The 21,274-nt window shown below is 48.2% G+C and carries 20 protein-coding genes; 10 read left to right on the forward strand and 10 right to left on the reverse strand.

Annotated elements, in window-relative coordinates; translation table 11 throughout:
• Positions 1-106 precede the first annotated feature (106 nt).
• Entirely contained in the window at positions 107-1,138 is a 1,032-nt protein-coding gene (gene ruvB / locus ACH3Y6_RS15160; RefSeq protein ID WP_490836472.1) for a Holliday junction branch migration DNA helicase RuvB, read from the forward strand.
• Between the two features lie 51 nt (positions 1,139-1,189).
• On the opposite strand, the gene ACH3Y6_RS15165 is transcribed toward ruvB, so the two are convergent.
• From ACH3Y6_RS15165 to ACH3Y6_RS15175, 3 genes are all read right to left on the reverse strand, one after another.
• A complete protein-coding gene (locus ACH3Y6_RS15165) occupies positions 1,190-1,885 on the reverse strand; it encodes a response regulator transcription factor (RefSeq protein WP_490836473.1) in 696 nt (231 codons plus the stop codon).
• A 139-nt stretch (positions 1,886-2,024) separates the two neighbouring features.
• Complete coding sequence (locus tag ACH3Y6_RS15170) at positions 2,025-2,207, reverse strand: hypothetical protein (RefSeq protein WP_490836474.1); 183 nt, start codon at positions 2,205-2,207, stop codon at positions 2,025-2,027.
• Positions 2,208-2,211: 4 nt separating this feature from the next.
• A complete protein-coding gene (locus ACH3Y6_RS15175) occupies positions 2,212-2,457 on the reverse strand; it encodes a cytochrome c peroxidase (protein ID WP_490836475.1) in 246 nt (81 codons plus the stop codon).
• 63 nt (positions 2,458-2,520) lie between these two features.
• Between ACH3Y6_RS15175 and ACH3Y6_RS15180 the strand changes: the two genes are divergently transcribed.
• Both ACH3Y6_RS15180 and ACH3Y6_RS15185 read left to right on the forward strand, forming a co-directional pair.
• A complete protein-coding gene (locus tag ACH3Y6_RS15180; protein WP_490836476.1) occupies positions 2,521-2,892 on the forward strand; it encodes a co-chaperone GroES in 372 nt (123 codons plus the stop codon).
• 40 nt (positions 2,893-2,932) lie between these two features.
• Positions 2,933-4,468, forward strand: coding sequence for a helicase HerA-like domain-containing protein (locus ACH3Y6_RS15185; RefSeq protein WP_490836477.1), 1,536 nt, complete (start codon positions 2,933-2,935; stop codon positions 4,466-4,468).
• A 3-nt stretch (positions 4,469-4,471) separates the two neighbouring features.
• On the opposite strand, the gene ACH3Y6_RS15190 is transcribed toward ACH3Y6_RS15185, so the two are convergent.
• Both ACH3Y6_RS15190 and ACH3Y6_RS15195 read right to left on the reverse strand, forming a co-directional pair.
• A complete protein-coding gene (locus tag ACH3Y6_RS15190) occupies positions 4,472-6,376 on the reverse strand; it encodes a RecQ family ATP-dependent DNA helicase (protein WP_490836478.1) in 1,905 nt (634 codons plus the stop codon).
• A 136-nt stretch (positions 6,377-6,512) separates the two neighbouring features.
• Entirely contained in the window at positions 6,513-8,675 is a 2,163-nt protein-coding gene (locus tag ACH3Y6_RS15195; protein ID WP_490836479.1) for a heavy metal translocating P-type ATPase, read from the reverse strand.
• Between the two features lie 124 nt (positions 8,676-8,799).
• On the opposite strand from ACH3Y6_RS15195, the gene tsaE reads away from it, so the two are divergent.
• Together tsaE and ACH3Y6_RS15205 are read left to right on the forward strand one after the other, a co-directional pair.
• Positions 8,800-9,225 carry a tRNA (adenosine(37)-N6)-threonylcarbamoyltransferase complex ATPase subunit type 1 TsaE gene (gene tsaE / locus ACH3Y6_RS15200; protein WP_490836480.1) on the forward strand — a complete coding sequence of 142 codons (426 nt, stop codon included), beginning with the start codon at positions 8,800-8,802 and terminating at the stop codon, positions 9,223-9,225.
• A gap of 73 nt (positions 9,226-9,298) precedes the next feature.
• Positions 9,299-10,510: an alanine dehydrogenase gene (locus ACH3Y6_RS15205; protein WP_490836481.1), complete on the forward strand. Its 1,212-nt coding sequence runs from the start codon at positions 9,299-9,301 to the stop codon at positions 10,508-10,510.
• A 61-nt stretch (positions 10,511-10,571) separates the two neighbouring features.
• On the opposite strand, the gene ACH3Y6_RS15210 is transcribed toward ACH3Y6_RS15205, so the two are convergent.
• The 5 genes from ACH3Y6_RS15210 to ACH3Y6_RS15230 all read right to left on the reverse strand — a co-directional run bounded on the left by ACH3Y6_RS15210 (position 10,572) and on the right by ACH3Y6_RS15230 (position 15,991).
• Positions 10,572-11,267 (reverse strand): ABC transporter ATP-binding protein, encoded by a 696-nt coding sequence (locus ACH3Y6_RS15210; RefSeq protein WP_490836482.1) that lies wholly within the window; start codon positions 11,265-11,267, stop codon positions 10,572-10,574.
• A 50-nt stretch (positions 11,268-11,317) separates the two neighbouring features.
• Positions 11,318-12,115 carry an acyl-ACP--UDP-N-acetylglucosamine O-acyltransferase gene (lpxA, locus tag ACH3Y6_RS15215; protein ID WP_490836483.1) on the reverse strand — a complete coding sequence of 266 codons (798 nt, stop codon included), beginning with the start codon at positions 12,113-12,115 and terminating at the stop codon, positions 11,318-11,320.
• 50 nt (positions 12,116-12,165) lie between these two features.
• Complete coding sequence (locus ACH3Y6_RS15220) at positions 12,166-13,575, reverse strand: bifunctional UDP-3-O-[3-hydroxymyristoyl] N-acetylglucosamine deacetylase/3-hydroxyacyl-ACP dehydratase (protein WP_490836484.1); 1,410 nt, start codon at positions 13,573-13,575, stop codon at positions 12,166-12,168.
• Between the two features lie 106 nt (positions 13,576-13,681).
• Positions 13,682-14,734, reverse strand: coding sequence for a UDP-3-O-(3-hydroxymyristoyl)glucosamine N-acyltransferase (gene lpxD, locus ACH3Y6_RS15225; RefSeq protein WP_490836485.1), 1,053 nt, complete (start codon positions 14,732-14,734; stop codon positions 13,682-13,684).
• Positions 14,735-14,776: 42 nt separating this feature from the next.
• Positions 14,777-15,991: an HD domain-containing protein gene (locus ACH3Y6_RS15230; protein WP_490836486.1), complete on the reverse strand. Its 1,215-nt coding sequence runs from the start codon at positions 15,989-15,991 to the stop codon at positions 14,777-14,779.
• A 216-nt stretch (positions 15,992-16,207) separates the two neighbouring features.
• On the opposite strand from ACH3Y6_RS15230, the gene porX reads away from it, so the two are divergent.
• The 5 genes from porX (at position 16,208) to ACH3Y6_RS15255 (ending at position 21,210) form a co-directional block, all read left to right on the forward strand.
• Complete coding sequence (porX, locus tag ACH3Y6_RS15235; protein ID WP_490836487.1) at positions 16,208-17,770, forward strand: T9SS response regulator signal transducer PorX; 1,563 nt, start codon at positions 16,208-16,210, stop codon at positions 17,768-17,770.
• Positions 17,771-17,883: 113 nt separating this feature from the next.
• A complete protein-coding gene (locus ACH3Y6_RS15240) occupies positions 17,884-18,156 on the forward strand; it encodes a hypothetical protein (RefSeq protein ID WP_490836488.1) in 273 nt (90 codons plus the stop codon).
• A 52-nt stretch (positions 18,157-18,208) separates the two neighbouring features.
• Positions 18,209-18,985 (forward strand): MBL fold metallo-hydrolase, encoded by a 777-nt coding sequence (locus ACH3Y6_RS15245; RefSeq protein WP_490836489.1) that lies wholly within the window; start codon positions 18,209-18,211, stop codon positions 18,983-18,985.
• Positions 18,986-19,018: 33 nt separating this feature from the next.
• On the forward strand, positions 19,019-19,921 hold the full coding sequence (locus tag ACH3Y6_RS15250; protein ID WP_490836490.1) for a ComEA family DNA-binding protein: 903 nt from the start codon (positions 19,019-19,021) through the stop codon (positions 19,919-19,921).
• A 146-nt stretch (positions 19,922-20,067) separates the two neighbouring features.
• Entirely contained in the window at positions 20,068-21,210 is a 1,143-nt protein-coding gene (locus ACH3Y6_RS15255) for an acyl-CoA dehydrogenase family protein (RefSeq protein WP_490836491.1), read from the forward strand.
• Positions 21,211-21,274: the final 64 nt, after the last annotated feature.

The raw sequence follows: 21,274 nt of genomic DNA on the forward strand, positions 1-21,274 counted from the left end.
ACGAAAACCAGTGATTGATTTTCTGGCAACTGTCCCAGTCCGCATATACAAAGTGGAATACTTAAGAATTCGTAAGCTCTGCCGGATTTTGTAGATTTGAAGTTCTATGGCCAACAGCAACCTGAATACGGATCCCTCTAACCTCAGTTCTGCGGATAAGGAGTTTGAGAATACGATACGTCCCAAAGAGATCGATGATTTTTCCGGCCAGCCACAACTGATCGAGAACCTGGTCATATTCATCAAAGCGGCCAAGATCAGGGGTGAAGCACTGGATCATATCCTGTTTCACGGTCCCCCCGGACTGGGCAAGACCACATTGAGCCGCATTGTGGCCAATGAACTCGGCGTGAACATCAAGGAAACTTCCGGTCCGGTAATCGAAAAACCTGGTGACCTGGCAGGACTGCTTACCAACCTGCAACCCAATGATGTATTATTTATTGATGAGATACACCGGTTAAGTACGGTGGTGGAAGAATACCTGTATGCCGCTATGGAAGATTTCAGGATCGATATTATGATAGACAGCGGTCCCAATGCGCGCAGCGTACAGATCAACCTGAATCCGTTCACATTGGTGGGAGCCACCACCCGAAGCGGACTGCTTACGGCACCGCTGCTGTCGCGTTTCGGTATCAAATCCAGGCTGGAATATTACCAGGCAGATACGCTGAAGAAGATCATTGAGAGAAGTGCCGTCATTCTGCAGACAAAAATTACCACCGATGCCGCTTTCGAGATCTCGCGTCGTAGTCGTGGTACACCCCGTATTGCCAACAGCCTCTTACGCAGGGTTCGTGATTTTGCACAGGTGTTGAATGATGGTAAAATTGATTTGGGTATCACCCAGCATGCACTGAAAGCCTTGAACGTTGATGAGCATGGACTGGATGAAATGGATAACCGGATCCTGGCAGCCATCATTGATAAGTTCAAAGGTGGTCCTGTTGGCCTGACCACGATCGCCACGGCTGTTGGTGAAGAAGCGGGCACACTGGAAGAAGTATATGAACCGTTCCTGATACAGGAAGGATTTTTACAACGAACACCCCGTGGCCGCGAAGTGACTGCCAAAGCCTATGAACACCTGGGACGTTCTCCATTAACAGGTAACCAGCCCAACCTGTTCAGCTAACAAAATGCCCCACGGTTTGTGAGGCATTGATCATTATTATTTCAGAACCGGTTAAGGAGCCACAAGGCGGAAACCGTTGCCGTGAATATTCACGATCTCGATGTTGCTGTCTTCCTTCAGGTACTTACGCAGTTTGGCAATATAGACGTCCATGCTGCGGCCATTGAAATACGTATCGCTGCCCCAGATCTTTTTCAGGGCGCGTTCGCGGGGAAGCAGGTCGTTCTTATGCTCTGCCAGCATTTTCAGCAGTTCATTCTCCTTGGGCGAAAGGGTCTGTGTAACACCATCGTGTTTCAACTCGCGCAGTTTGGGATTGAAATGATATTTACCCAGATCAAATTCCACATTATCACTTACGCGGTTCTCTTCCTCATTCCGTTTCAGGATAGCTTTGATCTTTAACAGGAGTACTTCACTGTCGAAGGGTTTGGTGATATAGTCATCCGCACCCAGTTTATAACCCTGGATGATATCATCCTTCATGGTTTTGGCGCTGAGAAAGAACAGCGGAATATCAGGGTCTACATCGCGTATTTCTTCTGCCAGGGTAAAACCATCCATGTTCGGCATCATCACATCAAGCAGGCAGATATCAAATTTCTCGCGCTGGAAAGCGGCTAGACCCAAACGACCATCCCTTTCCAGGGTAACATCGTATTCATTCAGCTCCAGGTAGTTCTTTAACACCATACCCAGGTTGGTATCATCTTCGCATAACAGTATTTTGTTCTTTCTGTCTTCCATGGTAATCAATTATTTAACGTGAAATAAAGATAAAACAAAGCGAATTCACTTCCGCTTGACGCAATCTTTTGTTAAAACGACCGGTATTCTGAATGAAAAGTTAAACATTTCTGCACAGCCGGGAACCGATCGGAGCATTTTATTTCAGCAGGTGCACGAAACGTTTATCGGTAAGACTTTTCAGGAAAGCTACCAGATCTGCCTTTTCCTGTCGCGTGAGTCCCAATGGTACTTCCACCCTTTTGTCCATATTAATGGAGTTCAAGACTAAAGCACCGGGATTATTGTAATACCCCACCACTTCTTCCAGTGTTTGGAACATGCCGTTATGCATATAAGATCCGGTTACTGCCATAGATACCCATACTGAAAGCGACTGTGTCTGAAAAACCATATTGGGGAATATGGCAGCTGGCACAGCTGATGGAAGAATCTTTTGAGAGGATCTTTTCGTGGAACAGCTGCCCGCCCGGTTTTGCTTTGGACAGGACCTTCGGTGGGGAAGAAAAAGCCACCAGCAGGTAAACAGTTATGGATAAAAGGGAAAGCAGCCCTGTTTTTTCATTTTGCAAAGGTAAAACAGAACCAGATTCGCTAAAATTGTGTTTTACTTTGTATTGATAAAAGGAATAGACATGTTATTGACGCCGGACAATAAGCTGAAGAAACTGATCGTGATCGGTGATCGGGTATTGATACGTCCTTCAAAGGCAGATGCCCAGACCGCCAGTGGCCTGTACCTGCCACCGGGTGTACAGGAAAAGGAAAAAGTACAGCAGGGGTATGTGATCAAGACAGGCCCGGGTTATGCCATACCCATGCCCGTGGATGATGAACCCTGGCGTTCGGAAGAAGAGAGTGTGAAATACGTTCCCCTGCAGGCACGCGAGGGTGATCTTGCCATTTTTCTGCTGGGTGGCGCTACGGAAGTGATGTATGAGGGAGAAAAATATTTCATAGTACCGCAAAGTGCGATCTTGTTGCTGGAGAGGGAAGAGGATCTCTGATTCCCTGTAAGAATAATCTGCAAACCGTTTAATCGACTCTATGCCAAACCAAAGTTCTTTTATACAGACAGTGACCACTGGTTACCAATTCAAAGGGGACCGTGTTAAAATAGGCAGCGCCATGCTCAACGGTGAAGTGGTTACCGGGGCGGATGTGTTTCTTCCCCTGCGTACGCTGAACCGTCATGGCTTGATTGCCGGTGCCACGGGCACAGGTAAAACCAAGACCCTGCAGATGCTGAGCGAACACCTGAGTGATAACAGTGTTCCGGTATTGCTGATGGATATCAAAGGAGATCTCAGCGGTATTGCCGCCAGTGGTGCCATGAACGATAAGATCAAAGAACGTTGCCAGCTGATACAGGTAGACTGGCAACCGGCTGCTTTTCCAACCGAGCTGATGACATTGAGCCATGAGAAAGGCATCCGTTTGCGGGCAACGGTAAGTGAATTCGGGCCGGTGTTGCTGAGTAAGATACTTGGATTGAACGATACACAGGCCGGACTGGTATCCATGATCTTCAAATACTGTGATGACAACCAGCTGCCTTTGCTAGATCTGAAAGACTTTGTCAGAGTACTGCAGTTTGTAGGTAACGAAGGGAAAGCGGAGATCGAAAAAAACTATGGAAAAATATCCACCACTTCAACCGGAACCATCCTGCGTAAAGTGATCGAACTGCAACAGCAGGGAGCTGACGTGTTCTTTGGCGAGAGAAGTTTTGAAGTGGAAGACCTTATGCGCATCAGCGATGATGGCAGGGGCATGATCAATATTATCCGTGTCACTGATATGCAGGACAGGCCCAAACTGTTCTCTACCTTCATGCTGCAGCTGCTGGCTGAATTGTATGCTACCTGTCCGGAAGAAGGTGACCTGGACAAACCCAAACTGATCCTCTTTATCGATGAAGCCCATCTCATATTCAAAGAAGCAACGGAAGCTTTGATGCAACAGATAGAGACCGTGATCAAACTCATCCGCTCGAAAGGGGTGGGTATCTATTTCTGTACACAGAACCCGCAGGATATACCGGCGCCGATCCTGAGTCAGCTGGGTTTAAAAGTGCAGCATGCATTACGCGCTTTTACAGCAGCCGACCGGAAAACGATCAAACAGGCGGCAGAGAATTTTCCGGAAACAGAGTTCTATCAAACAGATGAGTTGCTGACACAAATGGGTATTGGTGAAGCACTGGTAACCCTGCTGAACGAAAAAGGGATACCCACACCATTGGTACATACCCTGCTTTGCCCACCAAGAAGCAGGATGGATGTATTGAGTGAGGATGAGATCCAGAGGCTTGTATCCGCCAGTAAACTGGCATCCAAATATGCCAAAGAAATAGACAGCGAAAGTGCTTACGAAATACTGAATGCCAAATTACAGGAAGCTGCTGAACGTACAGAAACTGCAGAAGCCCCGCAGCCTGGGAAACGTGCTGCCAAAGAAGAAAGTTTTTTCGATAATCCGGTGGTGAAGCAGGTGGGAAGGACTGCCGCCAGTGTGATCACCCGCAGTTTACTGGGTGCACTGGGACTGGGTGGCAGGAGCCGTAAACGAAACTTTTGGTAATCATCAGGGTTTCAGATGAATGATCTCCTGCTCATCGATGCGGATGATCTCTTCCGTCTGCAGGAAGTCGAGGACTGTCCAAATTTTTTCTTTGCTGAACTGCCTTAATTGGCTGATCAGGATACCTACAGGGATACCCGATCCCGCTTTTTGTTTGATCCCTAGCTCTATCTGCAGGAATTCTTCGGGTGAAATGGCTTTTCTTTTCCGGGTAAGACAGTTGTCGCAGTTGCCACAGTCTTTGCTTTCGGTGTCACCGAAATAATTCGAGATATACCTGCTGCGACATTGTTCTGGTAATAATATGTACCGGATCATGTTCTCTACCCGTTCGGTGAACTGTTGTTTTCTTTCCAGGTAGCGGTCCTGGTTGATCTGCAGGTACTGTGCCGGTGCACGGTTCAGCAGAAAATGGATCTGAGGGGTATCTTTTTGCGGCAGGTATTCGATGATGCCAAAGGATTGTAACAATAGCAATTGTTTCTGTATCTCCTCTATCGGTAAACGGCAAAGCCAGGCCAGTTGTTTTTCATGAACAGAGACCCGGTTATCGAATATGCCTTCATAAGTGCGGAGAAGGCATCGGATGAGGTTTTCTGTTTCCGGGTGACTGTATTCAAACTGTTCAATGGCCTCGCGAGTGGTGTTGAAATTTACCTGTGAGGGAAGGAAGATGCTTTCTGAAAAAGTGATATGTCCCTCCTGTTCCAATACTTTCAGGGTATTGATCACCAGCATGCTTTCCAGTTTGAAATTCTTCACAAATTCCAGCAGGTCAAAATCGAAATATTGTCCTTCCCCCACACCTACAGGTATCTGCAGGTAGTCGGCCAATGCCTGGTACACCCGTTTTATTTCAGGAACAGGGGGGAAACGTTTGTCGGGCAAATTTCTCAGGTTGTCTAATCCGTCCGGTTGGTAGATCTGGACAGCATATGATTTTTTGCCATCTCTGCCTGCGCGGCCTGCTTCCTGGTAATAGTTTTCAAGGCAGTCGGGGATGTCATAATGGATCACACTGCGCACATCGGCTTTATCTATGCCCATACCGAATGCATTGGTGCAGACCATCACTCTTACCCGGTTCTGTATCCAGGCCTCCTGTTTCTGCGTACGTAGTTCCTGCGATAATCCTGCGTGATAATAATCTGCCTGTATGTTTTGAAGGTTCAGCAGGTAGGCCAGTTCCTTGGTTTGTTTACGGCTGCCGCAATATACAATGCTGCTACCGGGAACATTGTTCAGGATCTCCTGCAACTTGTTGATCTTGCTGTCTACACAAAAACAACTATAAGAAATATTGGGCCTTTCAAACGACTGGCGAAAAACTTTCGGATGCTGCAATTTCAGTTGTACCAGGATATCTTCCTGCACTACCGGTGTGGCCGATGCTGTAACGGCTATCAACGGAACACCCGGTAATTCTTCCCTGAGCTGAGCGATGCGCAAATAGGGAGGACGGAAATCATAACCCCACTGTGATACGCAGTGTGCTTCATCCACTACCACCAGCGAAACATTCATCGCAGGCAGGTATTCTTTGAACAAAGCTGTTTCCAGACGTTCGGGCGACAGGTAGAGAAAGCTAAAATCGCCATGCGTGGCTTGCTGCAATATTTTTTTTACCTCGTAATAGGCCATGCCGCTGTGTATGGCAACGGCAGTGATCCCTTTCTGCTCAAGGCTGTTCACCTGGTCCTGCATCAGGGCGATCAGTGGACTGATGACCAGGCATAGCCCATCCATCATCAGGGCAGGAACCTGGTAGCAAATGGATTTGCCACCTCCCGTTGGCAATAAGGCCAGCGTATCATTCCCTTCCAGCAGGGACTGGATAATCTCTTCCTGCATGGGGCGGAAATGCGGGTGTTTCCAGTACTGCTGTAATATGGAAAGAGGGGTGGTCATTGAGGTGTCTTCAGTTGTGCGTACTGGAAATTTTCTCGCAGAGTCGCGGAGGCGTAAATTGAAACCGCATCTCTACGCCCTCGCGTGAAATTAAGAGGTAATCCTGAAAAACAAACAGGTAAAAATACCTGAGACCTCAGATCACTTTTTTAAAGTTCAACCTGACAGAATTGATTGCCAGGACCACATCGCTCAATCCCATCATCAATGCTCCGAATGTTGGACTGAGAAAACCCAATGCAGCAACGGGTATGGCCACGATATTGTAGGCAAATGCCCAGAACAGGTTTTGTTTGATGGTGAGATAAGTATGTTTACCCAGTCCGAGCGAAAGGGGTAAATGTTTCAATCCGTGGTTCATCAGTACAACCTGCGCGCTCTGCATGGCTATTTGCGAAGCATCGCTTAACGATATGCCAACGGTTGCTTTGGCCAGGGCAGGTGCATCATTGATACCATCTCCGACCATGGCAGTAGGAGCAAGCTGGTTCAGTTCTGCTATCTTCTCCAGTTTTTGCTGTGGCGTTTGTTCGGCATACACTTCGTTGATGCCTAATACTGCTGCCACCTGCTGACATTTCTCCTGCTGGTCACCACTTAATAAGATGGGTTTGATGTTCCTTGCTTTCAGCAGTGTTATCACTTGCTGTGCTTCAGGTCTGATCTCATCGATGGTGTCAATGGTGCCTAGTAACTGTCCGTTCTTCAGTATGTAGATGTTATGGTTCCGGTCGCTGGTGATGGTTTCTGCTATTTTGTAGGAACCTGCCTGGAACCGGTTACCTTCCTTATCCACAGCCTGCATGCCGATCCCTTTGATCTCTTCGATCTTAGCCCAGCGGATATCATCTTTGATTTTCCACTCTTTGGCAATGGCTTTGGCAATGGGATGGCTGGCATATTTTTCCAGCGAATAGGCGATGCGTTTAAAAGCATCCTGAGCAGAAAGGGACGGATCGGAAGCTGTCAATTCCTGTATGGCTGCCTGATCGCTGCTTACGGCAAAACCTGCAATGCTGAACTGGCCTGTGGTAAGTGTACCCGTTTTATCGAAGACCACCTGTTGGATACTTTTAAAGATCTCCAGGCTTTTTGCATTTTTGAACAAGACACCATTCCTTGCCGCACGGCCAAGTCCAACGGCTATGGCAGCAGGTGTGGCCAGCCCCATGGCACAGGGACAGGAGATCACCAATACGGCGATGGCCCTTAATAAGCTGGTGCTGAAAAGTTGATCGGCAAAAAAATAGTTCACAAGAAATGTGACCACCGCAATACTCACAACTGTAGGAACAAATATGGTGCTGATTTTATCGGCCAGTTGCTGTATGGGCGGTTTTTCTGTTTGCGCCTCTTTTACCATTTTCAGGATATTGGCCAGTATGGTATCTTCTCCCACAGCTGTTACATAGGCTTTTACGGTGCCATTGTCCAACAGGCTACCGCCGATCAGTTTATCGTTCATCTTTTTCTCCACCGGTGTACTTTCTCCACTGATGATGGCCTCGTTCACACTTGCTTCACCCCATAGTACCTTACAATCCATGGGCACGGTTTCGCCATTTTTGATCAGCAGGATATCACCCACTTTCAAATGGCTGCTCTCAACAGGAAAGACGTGTTCGTTATGCTGGTCGTCGTAAGCGATCATATTGGCCATCACTTTCTGGCTGACGGCTAATTTTTTTAAAGCGGCCTGGGTAGATTCCACTGATTTATCTTCCATCCAGTTGCCCAGGAAAACCAGGGTAAGTATGGTGGCAGTGGTCTCATAGAACATATATTGTTCCGGTTCTCCAATGATGGTGCCATATAAGCTGTACCCGAAAGCCGCTACGGCCCCAAGAGCGATCAGTACGTTCATGTTGGGGATGCCTTTCAGAACACTTTTGATGGCGCTGCGGCCAAAAAAATCCATACCTACTATGAACACGGGTAGGGTAAGTGCGATCTGTACATAAGGATTCATCAGCACATGAATGTGTACACCGGGTATCATGTGCAGCATCAGGGGAGCGGTGAACACAAAACAGAACAGGAAACGCTGGAAATGATTGGTGAAAAAACGTTTTTTCCTGGGTTCACCGTTGGGCTCCCCGGTGACCACATGGTAACCCAACCCCTCAATCCCCTTTGCGATCTCTTGTTTGGTCTTGCCGGTCTCGATCTCAAAACTTACATCACCACCAATGAAATTCACTTTTACCTGCTGTACCCCCTGCTCCTGAAGATATTTGTCAATGGTGAGCGCGCAGTTGGTGCAGCTCATGCCTTCTACTTTCCAGTTTACTTTTTCCACAACAAAAAGTTTACGATTTGTTACTGCAAAGATACTGTCCGGTTAATTGGCAATATTTCGAAATCGGGATTATAAATACAGCATCGTTTCAAATCCTTATCCTCCGCCGCTTTATCTTTGCCACATGGATGCAATCTTTACGTTGGCGCAGATCAGGCAGGTGGCTGCCGCTTTGTGGAAGGAAGGGAGGACCAAAAAGGTATGGGCTTTTCATGCGGCCATGGGAACGGGAAAAACCACATTCATTCATGCTTTGTGCGAAGAACTTGGGGTAAGTGCATCTGTCAGCAGCCCCACTTTTGCCATTATCAATGAATACAGCAGCCCGGTGGCGGGTACGATCTACCATATGGATTGGTACCGCCTGAAATCTGAAGAAGAAGCCATGAATGCCGGGGTAGAGGACAGTTTGAACAGCGGGGCATTTTGCCTGGTGGAATGGCCAGAGAATGCGGCTGGATTGCTGGATGACAAGGTGTTTCACATACATATGGAAATACTGGACAGCCAGACACGAAGGCTGTTTACCGGCCCGTTACCGGAGGAATGATCTGGGTGAGTGATGGGGGTGGCCCAGACTCGCAGAAATCAGTTAATTTTATCATCATCAACCTAAACCTGCTATGGCCACCAAACCATCCATCAGTACCTCTTTTACTTACGAAACACTGGAAGAAGTGTTGGATGTAAAACCACAGGGGGCGAAACTGCATATTGGTATCCCCAAGGAGATCGCTTTTCAGGAGAACCGCATAGCGCTTACGCCTGATGCGGTAGGTGTGCTGGTGACCAATGGTAACCAGGTGGTGGTGGAGCACAAGGCCGGGGAAGCCAGCCATTTTTCAGATAAGGATTATGCCGAAGCCGGTGCCCTGATTGTGTACGACCGTGCTGAGATATTCAAATGTCCCATACTGGTGAAAAGTGCCCCCCCGGTGGAAGAAGATATGCCGTTGCTGCAGATGAACCAGACCATCATTTCTCCCATACATCTTTCGGCGCTGAAAAAAGAGTATATCGAAAAAATGATGGAGAAGCGGATTACCGCTTTGAGTTTTGAGAATTTCAAAGATGACAGTGGTACCTATCCCATTGTCAGGAGCATGAGTGAGATTGCGGGTAGTGCCGTGATGCTGATTGCCGGGCAGTACCTGAGCAGTTTCAATAAAGGGAAAGGTGTTCTGTTGGGCGGTATCAGCGGTATCCCGCCTACCAAAGTGGTGATCATCGGTGCGGGTATTGTGGGTGAATTTGCCACCCGTAATGCGTTGGCATTGGGCGCATCGGTGAAAGTGTTCGATAGTAATGTTTACCGGTTAAAACAATTACAGAATAACCTGGGGCAACGCATCTGGACCAGCGTGCTGGAGCCCCGTATACTGGCCAAACAGCTCAAGACCTGCGAAGTGGCAGTGGGAGCCCTGAGCAACGAATATGGCCGGGCACCGGTTGTGGTTACCGAAGAAATGGTGGCAGCCATGCGGCCCGGAAGCATCATCATTGATGTGGCGATAGACAGGGGTGGCTGTTTCGAAACCAGCGAATTGACCAGTTATGAGGATCCCACTTTCTTAAAACATGATGTGATCCATTACTGCGTACCGAATATTCCCAGCGGTTTTGCACGTACCGCCAGCCAGGCCATCAGTAATGTACTGATGCCGCTGATACTGGAGATCAGTGATGAGGGTGGACTGGAAGAAATGGTCTGGCACAAGTTTAACCTGCGCGAAGGCATTTATATGTTCAAAGGTGCCCTCACCGATTTTTATATCAGCCAGCGTTTCGACCTGAAATATACAGACCTGAACCTGCTGATCGCCAGCAGAAGATAACCTCCCTAAAAAGAACCGTGAAAAAATAATTAAGCAGTCAACTGTATAGTGGAGGATAAGATTACTTGTAATCCAGTATACTGATCTTCTCTGTACAGAAATCCATTTCGTTGGCATCATTGCTGCTCACGATAATCAGTTTGCGAGTTCCGTATGTATGAATAAGGGAATGATAGAGGTCGTAACCGGCTTTATCTAAATTGGTACAGGGTTCATCCAGTAGCAGTACGGGCACATCCGAAAAAATGGCCTGTGCCAGTTTGATGCGCTGTTTCATTCCGCTGCTGAAATAGCGGATCTGTTTGTCCATTGCTTTAAAGAGTCCAATGGTATCCAATATACCTTCTATACTGACAGAAGGATTCAATGGTTTAAAATTTCCATGAAAAGTCAGGAATTCACGGGCGGTCATTTCTTCAATAAGTTCCAGATAAGGAGCAGCAAGAGAAATGTACTGGTATACCTGGTCCTGCTCTACGGGGGGATTGTTTTCTGTAACGCTATGATAAGTGAGTTGCCCCTCGCTCAGGTGCAGGCTGCCTGCAATGGCCTGCAACAAAGTACTTTTACCACTTCCGTTGGGGCCTGTGATGGCATAGGAGCGGCCGGTTTCAAAACGGTAATTCACGTGGCGGAAGATCCAGTCGCGGTTGAAACGTTTACCGGTATCGGTCAATTGAATGGCACCTAACAGGGCTTCCCCTCTCCTGGCAGAAGAGCCTGTTTGCGAAGTAGGGACTTGGGTGGTGCTGTTCATGGGTTAAATATGGTGGCGGCCAACGCCATGCTTGCTGAAGAAGTGCGTTGTTAATCCTCGTCGGTAGCTCCTTTCACGAAACGTTTGATGATCCCTCTTCCGCTTTCACGGATGAAGGTTACGATCTCATCACGCTCATCGGTGGCAGGTAATTCCTCTTCAATGAACTCGAGCGCTTGTGAAGTATTGAAACCTTTATTGTAGATGGTACGGTATACATCGAGTATGCCGTTGATCTGTTGTAAAGGGAATCCTCTTCTCTTTAATCCCACACTGTTCACACCACCATAGCTCAATGGGTTGCGCACCGCCTTGATATAAGGAGGTACATCTTTACTGACCAGGCTGCCACCTGCAATAAAACTGTGCTGGCCAATATTCACGAACTGGTGTACGGCACTCACACCGCCCACCACGGACCAATCGCCCATGGTCACATGCCCTGCAACCTGTACGCTGTTGCTCAGGATACAGTTGTTGCCAATGATACAGTCGTGTGCAATATGGCTGTATGCCATGATCAGGCAGTTGTTGCCTACTTTGGTCCTTCCCCTGTCCTCTGTGCCGCGGTTAACGGTAACAAATTCACGGATGGTGGTATTGTCCCCGATCTCTACGGTTGTTCTTTCCCCACTGAATTTGAGGTCCTGCGGAATCGCGCCCAATACAGCACCGGGAAATACACGGCAGTTCTTGCCGATGCGGGTTCCGTCCATGATGGTCACGTTACTGCCGATCCAGGTGCCTTCACCTATCTGCACATCGCCATGTATCACGGTGAAAGGATCGATCTTTACATTGGGTGCCACCCTCGCATTGGGGTCGATATAGGTGTAGGGATGCGTCATCGCTGTTTATGGGTTTGTGATTGTTGTCAATGATAAATGGTCAATTAAGGTCAGGCAGGCCTTTTTACTACCTGTGCCACCAGGTCGGCTTCTGTTGCTACTTTGCCGCCTACATATACGGTGCCCCTCATTTCACAGATACCCCTGCGGATAGGCCCGGTGAATTCCATTTTCAATACCATGGTATCGCCTGGTCTTACCATTTGTTTGAACTTACAGTTATCGATCTTTAAGAAATAAGTGTCATAGGTTCCTTCCGGCATGGAATTGATGCAGAGGATGCCGCCTGTCTGTGCCAGGGCTTCTATCTGCAAAACACCCGGCATTACCGGATTGCCCGGAAAATGGCCCGGGAAGAACCATTCATTGAAAGTGACATTCTTGATACCTACGATATAGGTGTCCGTTAATTCAATGATCTTGTCTACCAGCAAAAACGGATGCCTGTGCGGCAGGGTCTTCTCTATCTTCTCCAGAGTGAATACCGGTGGCATGGCCGGATCATAGACAGGTACATCTTTTACATGCCGGTTCTTTTTGATGTATTGTTTGATCTTTTTGGCAAACTCCACGTTGGTGCTGTGTCCCGGGCGGTTGGCAATGATGCGCGCTTTGATCGGGTAACCGATCAAAGCAAGGTCGCCCACCACATCCAGCAGTTTATGCCTGGCCGGTTCGTTCGGGAAACGTAGTTCCAGGTTGTTCAGGTAACCTTCACTTTTCACTTCGATCTTGTCTCTCTTGAACACTTTGGCCAGACGGGACATTTCCTCGTCGGTCACCGGTTTATCAACCACCACGATGGCATTGTTGATGTCGCCTCCCTTGATCAGGTCATTGTCAAGCAGGGCTTCCAGCTCATGCAGGAAACAGAAGGTTCGGCAGGGCGCTATCTCGGTCTGGAAATCCTTGATGGTCTTCAGTCCGGCATGTTGTGTACCCAGTACCGGGCTGTTAAAGTCGATCAGGGTGGTGATCTGGTAGTCCATCGATGGCAGGGCCACCATTTCTACACGTTTGGCCTCGTCATAATGGTAAATATTCTCATCCAGGCTATACCAGGCTTTGGTAGCTTCCTGTTCCAGTACGCCGGTTTGTTGTATCAGGGCAATAAAAGGTGCGGAACTGCCATCCATGATGGGTATTTCCGGACCATTCAGTTCTATCAGCACATTGTCAACACCCATACCCACCAGGGCAGCCAGCACATGTTCCACAGTGCTGACTTTGGCATCGCCCACCTGTAAAGTGGTTCCGCGGCTGGTATCGGTTACCAGGTCACAATCAGCCTTGATGATGGGCTGCTGGGGAAGGTCTACCCGCTGAAACTGGATACCAAAACCCGGGTTGGCCGGACGGAGCGTCATATCAACCAAAACCCCGGTATGTAAACCGGTGCCACTGATGCTGATAGAACTATTGAGCGTATGCTGTTTGTCGGGATTGAAATTGTTATCCATTCTTAGGTACTCGTTTAAATAAACCATGAGCCGGCAGGTTCTGCCAGATTATGGAATGATTAATAGCGGACAAAAATAAGATTTCAGGATGGTTTATCTGCTTTTATCAGGCATTTACCCTTTCGGTAAGGAGCTGGTCCATCATTTTTTCCAGTTCTTTAACCCTTTTTTCCAGTTCGGGAAGGTTACGGGTCATGATCTGGAGGCGCATGGATTGCGCAAATTCGATGGCGGGACTGCCGGTATAGGCTTTGTTAGGCTCTTTTAGGGATTTATTTACCCCTGTTTGCCCGTTGAATTTGGAGCCGTCGGCAATGGTAATATGACCTACGGTACCTACCTGGCCTCCCATGACCACATTTTTACCCACTTTGGTACTGCCACTAACCCCACTTTGGGCGGCGATCACGGTATTTTCCCCGATTTCTACGTTATGGGCGATCTGGATCAGATTATCAAGTTTCACCCCTTTCCGGATAATGGTAGAGCCCATCGTGGCCCGGTCAATGGTGGTATTGGCGCCGATTTCTACAAAATCTTCTATTACCACATTGCCGATCTGGGGTACTTTCTGGTAACTGCCGTCGGGTTGGGGTGCATAACCAAAACCATCACTGCCCACAACGGTTCCGGCATGGATGGTCACGTTTTTACCCACTACGCAGTCTACGTATATTTTTACCCCGGCATGCAGTATGCTGTGATCACCAACGGTCACATGATCGCCCAGGACTACCCCGGGAAAAATCTTCACGTGGTTTCCAATGGTCACATGTTCACCAATATGGGCAAAAGCACCTACAAATACATTATCGCCGAGTTTGGCACTGGGAGCTATATAACTGGGCTGCTGTATACCTGTCAACTGTTGGGTCTTCAGTTCCTGGTACTTAGCCAGCAGCGTGGCAAAAGCCGTATAGGCATCCGGTACGCGTATCAAAACTGCGCCTACGGGTTGTTTCAGCTCGAGTGAATCATTGATGATCACGATTGATGCCCGGGTCTGGTACAGGTATTCTTCGTATTTGGGATTGGCGAGAAAAGATAGTTGCCCCTCTTTTGCTTCTTCGATCTTACCAAAAGAAGCCACTGCAGCGGCTGCGTTGCCTTCCAGTTTGCCATTGACCAACATGGCGATTTGTGCGGCAGTAAATTGCATAAAAAGGGGTTTAGGTTCAGCTTGGTTCATAACCCATCAGGGTTACGTCAATAAACAAATGTAAAATTTTTTGACCGGGGCGGAAAGGTTTTGATGAATTAATGCATTATCGATCTGTGAGATGTCCTTCACAGAACCATCTTTGAACAGTATATTGATCCGCTCGTCTTTGGTCTGGTAGAGTGTATTGGATGCTTCCCCGTTAAAGCAGAGATATTCGGCTTCTATCGTATTTATACCGAACTGGTTTTCTACGGATCGCTTTTTGTCTGCCATATATACCGGGTCAAAGGGCTCTGACTGTATCCGTACCTTATAAAGTTCCCGGTTCAGCAAACGGCGGCAAAGCAGCGATAATACGGGGTCTTTGTGTTTGGACCAGCGTTTGATGGCATGCATCACATCATGGTCGTCGATAGCGCAGAATTTTTCCAGTGCGGCAGTATCCATATTGCCATCAAAACTTCCGAGGAAAAAATCGAGCTCAGACAAAGTGATCAGTTGCTGATCAGAAGGAGAATAAATATCTCTGACACGTTCCAGTATTTTCACCAGCATTTTTTCGGCTGCCAGTACGGTCTTGTGCAGGTATACCTGCCAGTACATCTGGCGCCTGGCCACGAGGAATTTTTCAACACTGTAGATGCCTTTTTCCTCTACCAACAGTTGCCCCTGGTGCACCACCAGCATTTTCAGGATGCGGTCATAACCGATTACCCCTTCGCTCACGCCGGAATAGAAACTATCGCGGCTCAGGTAGTCCATCCGGTCCACATCCAGCTGACCACTGATGAGCTGGTGCAGGAAAGGTTTGTGGTATTGATCGGTGAAGATCTGTATGGCCAGGGTCAACTGTCCACCCAGTTCCTTATTCATCCGGTGCATGATCTGCAGGGAAAGCTGTTCGTGGTGCACACCTTTTACCAGTACATGTTCCAGCGCATGCGAGAAAGGCCCATGGCCGATATCATGCAGCAGGATAGCGGCTTTTACGGCAATCTCTTCCTCTATTGTAATCTCAACACCTTTGCCCCTCAGTTCCACCACCGCATTGCACATCAGGTGATAGGCGCCCAGCGAATGGTGCAAACGGGTATGTACGGCGCCGGGATATACCATCTGCGCCATGGCCATCTGCTGTATGCGACGGAGCCGCTGGTAATAGGGATGTGCAATAATGGAAAAGATCAGGGGATGGTTCACGGTAATGAAACCATACACCGGATCGTTGATGATTTTTCGTTTGATGGGCTGCATGCCTGTTGTTGAATTGTTAAATCGCCGCCGGGGCAGGTCGGCAAAAGTACAAATAAGAAATCCGATAGCCGGAATGAAATAGATTTACCGCATTATTTTAACAGCCTGTAACCCCTAAACCCATTCGTTATCGCCGCCATTTCTACCCAGGTTCCTTACTTTTAATAAAAGGTTGCCGTTCGGGGATGATCCCGACGCCAACCCCAAACCAACAACATGGCTGTAGCAAAAATCGTATGGGTGGATGATGAGATGGAAAGCCTGCAATCGCAGAAGCTTTTCCTGGAGCACAAGGGATATGAAGTCGTGACTTTTTCCAATGGTTTTGATGCCATCGAATACCTGAAGACCGAACCGGTGGATGTGGTATTGATGGACGAAACCATGCCCGGCATCACCGGGCTGGAGACCCTGGCACGCATCAAAGAAGCCAATTCGCAGATACCCGTTGTCCTGATCACCAAGAATGAAACAGAGAACCTGATGGATGATGCCATCGGCAGCCAGATCACGGACTATCTCATCAAGCCGGTGAACCCTAACCAGGTGTTGTTATCGCTGAAAAAGATCATCGACAACAAACGGCTGGTGGCCGAGAAAACCACTACTGCTTACCAGCAGCAGTTCCGTGAGCTATTTATGGCATTGAACAATAACCCGGACTATAACGAGTGGATGGAACTGTATAAAAAACTGGTATACTGGGAGCTGGAAATGGAGAAAAGTGACAGTCCTGAAATGCGCGAGGTTTTTTATACGCAGAAGCAGGAAGCCAATACCGAGTTCTGCAAATTCGTTAGCAGAAACTATACTTCCTGGCTCGATCCAAAAAGCTTTTCGGCACCGATTATGAGCAACCATCTTTTCCAGTTCAAAGTGCTACCGCACCTGGAAAAAGGCATTCCTGTTTTTTTTGTACTGATCGATAATCTCCGTTACGACCAGTGGAAAGCCATACAGCCCATTTTTGCGGAAAGTTTCCGCATACTGGAGGAAGAGACATTTTATTCCATTCTGCCAACGGCCACGCAGTATTGCCGTAATGCCATATTTGCCGGGCTTTTACCTGTTGATATTGAAAAACAATTCCCCCAGCAATGGAAGAACGATGACGAGGAAGGGGGAAGGAACCTGTTTGAAGAAGAGTTCTTTAAAGCGCAGCTGAAGCGGCTGAAGAAAGAAGATGTACGCTTCAGTTATAACAAGATCGTGAACCATAACGACGGGCAGCAACTGGTGAGTAATATCCATAATCTGCTGCAGAACGACCTGAATATTATTGTGTACAATTTTGTGGACATGCTCAGTCATGCCCGTACCGAAATGGAAGTACTGAAGGAACTCGCCAGCGATGAAGCCAGTTACCGCAGCATCACCCGCAGCTGGTTCGAGCACAGCCCACTGCACCAGGCGCTGAAAAAGATAGCCGATAAGAAAGTGAAACTGATCCTGGCAACCGATCATGGCAGTGTACGGGTGAATACGCCGCATAAAGTGATCGGCGATAAACAGACCACCGCCAACCTGCGCTATAAACATGGCCGCAACCTGAATTATGAGGCGCGGGATGTACTGGCTTTCAAAGATCCTAAGGAGGCAGGCCTACCTGTTCCCAACGTGAATTCCTCCTTTATTTTTGCCCGTGAGGACGGTTTCCTGTGTTACCCCAACAATTACAACCATTACGTAAACTATTACCGGAACACTTTCCAGCACGGTGGAGTGAGCCTGGAAGAGATGATTGTACCGATTGTGAAGATGGCGAGTAAGACCCTCTGATAGGGCTGACACAAAGCCTTCCGGGCATGTGGATAACTGGACATGCCTGAAACTTCCTACTATCCTAAATTTGAGGCATTCTGGCCCCTCCTTTAGGGGGTTGGGGATTGATTATGAAGTACACACAAACAACCTTAGACAAACTAGGCAATATCCTCGAGGAAAGTGGTTATGTGGTTCGGTATGAACGGGGTACTTTCCAGAGCGGCTGGTGTTTGCTGGAAGCAAGAAAGATCGTGGTACTGAATAAGTTCCTGAGTGTGGAAGGTCGTATCAATACCCTCATGGAACTTATCCCGCAAGTGCCTGTTGACTTTGATAAACTCACACACGAATCGCAAAAATTATACGAAGAAGTGGTCAAAAAATCGGCTACCGAAGCCTGATTTTGCGGTTAATACTTATTTCTGCTTCTGCTATTTGGCTTAGATTTGACAAGTGAGTTATCCAGGCCTTACCATAACATTTCTTGGCACCGGCACCAGTTCGGGTGTGCCCATGATCGGTTGTTACTGTGACGTATGCAGTTCGCCTGATCCCAATGATAACCGTCTCCGCAGCAGTATACTGGTGCAATCCGCCAACACTACGCTGGTGGTGGATACCACACCTGATTTCCGTTACCAGATGCTGCGCACGCATACCCATCACCTTGATGCGGTTGTATATACGCATCCGCATAAAGACCATATGGCCGGACTGGACGATATCCGAGCCTACAATTTCACCAGTAAAAAAGCGATGAATATTTATGCCAACTCATTGACAGAAGAGGCCGTTCGTCGCGATTTCTATTATGCTTTTACCGATACCAAATATCCCGGTGTACCCGAGCTGAACCTGATCACTATTGATGAACACCCTTTCCTTGTTGGCGATATACCGGTACAACCCATACAGGTGATACACCATAAAATGCCGGTGTTCGGGTATCGCTTTGGTGACTTTACCTATATTACCGACGCCAACAAAATTGAAGAGGCGGAAAAGGATAAGATCCGCGGATCCCGTGTGTTGGTGCTGAACGCACTGCGGCGTGAGGCGCATATCTCGCATTTCACCCTGTCGGAAGCGGTGGCGTTGGCCATGGAACTGGAAGTGCCGGAAGTGTATTTGACGCATATCAGTCACCAGTTGGGTAAACATGAAGAAGTGAACCGCGAATTACCCCGGCATATCCGCCTGGCACATGATGGCCTGACCCTGCAACTGTAACCTCCTTCGAAAACGGAACCTAACTGTTTCGTTATGAAAAGGATTGTAAAAGAATACCTGAGTTTTACCCGTAAAGAGAGAACGGCGATAGTACTATTGCTGGTACTGATGGGCCTGTTTATCGCGGCGCCCTATTTGTATTCACCCGAACAGCTTCCACCGGTCGATACCCGGGAGCTGGAGCAATACCTGGGCGGGCAGACACCATCTGCCGAAATGATGCGCCACAAGAAAGGAGCGCTTAGTGAAGAAAATCGAGTGCCTTCCCGGCTTTTTGTGTTCGATCCCAATACCCTTTCTGCAGCAGGTTGGCAGCAACTGGGAATCCGTGAGCGGACGAGCCTTACTATTCTTCGTTTCCGCAGTAAGGGCGGCAGATTTCGCCGGGCGGAGGACCTTCGTAAAATATGGGGTTTGACCACTGCTGATGCAGACAGGCTGATACCCTATGTAAGGATACCGGAAGGAGAATATTCCGGAACAGGCAATGGAAAAACAGAGCGTCTGGGCAGAGACCGGCCGGTACCGGACCATATATCTGTCAATGCGGCTACGGTAGAAGACTGGCAGGCGTTGCCGGGCATTGGTGTAGTGCTGGCTAATCGGATTGTGAGATACCGGGATCGACTGGGAGGATTTACGTCGGTGGATCAGGTGCGTAAGACATATGGGATCAGTGATTCGGTTTTTAACCATATTCTGCCGCTGCTTCGACTGGATGCAGCATTACCTGCGGTAGTTGCGGGGCTGGATTTGAATACCGCTTCTGCCCAGCAACTGAGCAGACAAACAGGCATCCCGGAAGCGATTGCCAGGTCCATTGTGGTATACAGGCAACAATACGGACCTTTTCAGGCAGTGACTGATCTGAAAAAGATTGTGCTTATCTCGGACTCTCTTTTCCGGCTCATCGAGCCCCATGTGTACATTAAGTAAAGAGTAACAGAAATTCTATTTGGCTGAGAGAGAAATACTACTACATTTGCATCGAAAACTAACAAACGGTCGTTTGTTTTCAGGAGGTTGCCGGATAACGATTGCTTGTTTCTCTGGCAGCCTCCGTCTATATAAACCCGGTACATATGAATTTTCAACCTGATGAAATTACCAGCCAGGTAGCACAGACTGCCCGTGAATTTGCCCAGCAGTACATCAAACCACATGTTATGGAGTGGGATGAGGCGCAGGTATTTCCGATAGATGTATTTAAAGAATTGGGTAAACTGGGTATGATGGGTGTATTGGTTCCCGAACAGTATGGCGGGGCTGGACTGGGTTATTTTGAATACAATGCCATTATCCAGGAAATTGCCAGGGTTTGTGGATCCATTGGGTTGAGTGTGGCTGCACATAATTCGCTTTGCACCAACCATATCCTGACTTTTGGCAGCGAGCAGCAGAAACAGCAATGGTTGCCCAAACTGGCCACTGCCGAATGGATCGGTGCCTGGGGACTTACCGAGCCCAATACCGGCAGCGACGCGGGCAATATGAAGACCACCGCTGTGAAAGAGGGCGATTCCTGGATCCTGAATGGAACCAAGAGTTGGATCACACATGGAAAAAGCGGAGATCTGGCCGTGGTGATCTGCCGAACCGGTGAACCCAGAACCAGCGGTAATTCCACTGCTTTTGTGGTTCAGCGCGGAACAGCGGGTTTCAGCGCCGGTAAAAAAGAGAACAAACTGGGCATGCGGGCCAGTGAAACGGCAGAAATGATCTTTGACAACTGCCGTATTCCCGATACCAACCGGCTGGGAGAAGTAGGGGATGGGTTCCGCCAGGCCATGAAAATACTGGATGGAGGAAGAATATCCATTGCAGCTCTTGCAGCAGGCATTGCCAAAGGCGCTTATGAAGCAGCTCTGCAATATGCCCAGGAAAGATATCAGTTCGATAAACCCATTGCCAGTTTCCAGGGTATCAGCTTTAAACTGGCCGATATGGCCACTGAAATAGCCGCTGCAGATCTGCTGATCTGGCAAAGCTGTGACCTGAAAAACCAGGGACAGAAAGTGACCAAACAAGGGGCTATGGCCAAATATTACGCCAGCGAAATAGCCGTAAAAACAGCCAATGAAGCCGTTCAGATATTCGGGGGATACGGATATACCAAAGATTTTCCGGTGGAGAAATACTATCGTGACGCAAAATTGTGTACTATTGGAGAAGGAACTTCAGAGATACAGAAACTGGTGATCTCTCGCGAAGTCCTGCATGATTAGTCTCTTTTCGATTGCTTGCTTATAAAGAAGCCCTCCCAGGAGGGCTTCTTTGATACTGTAATTG

This window comes from Sediminibacterium sp. FW305-C-269 (assembly GCF_058231045.1).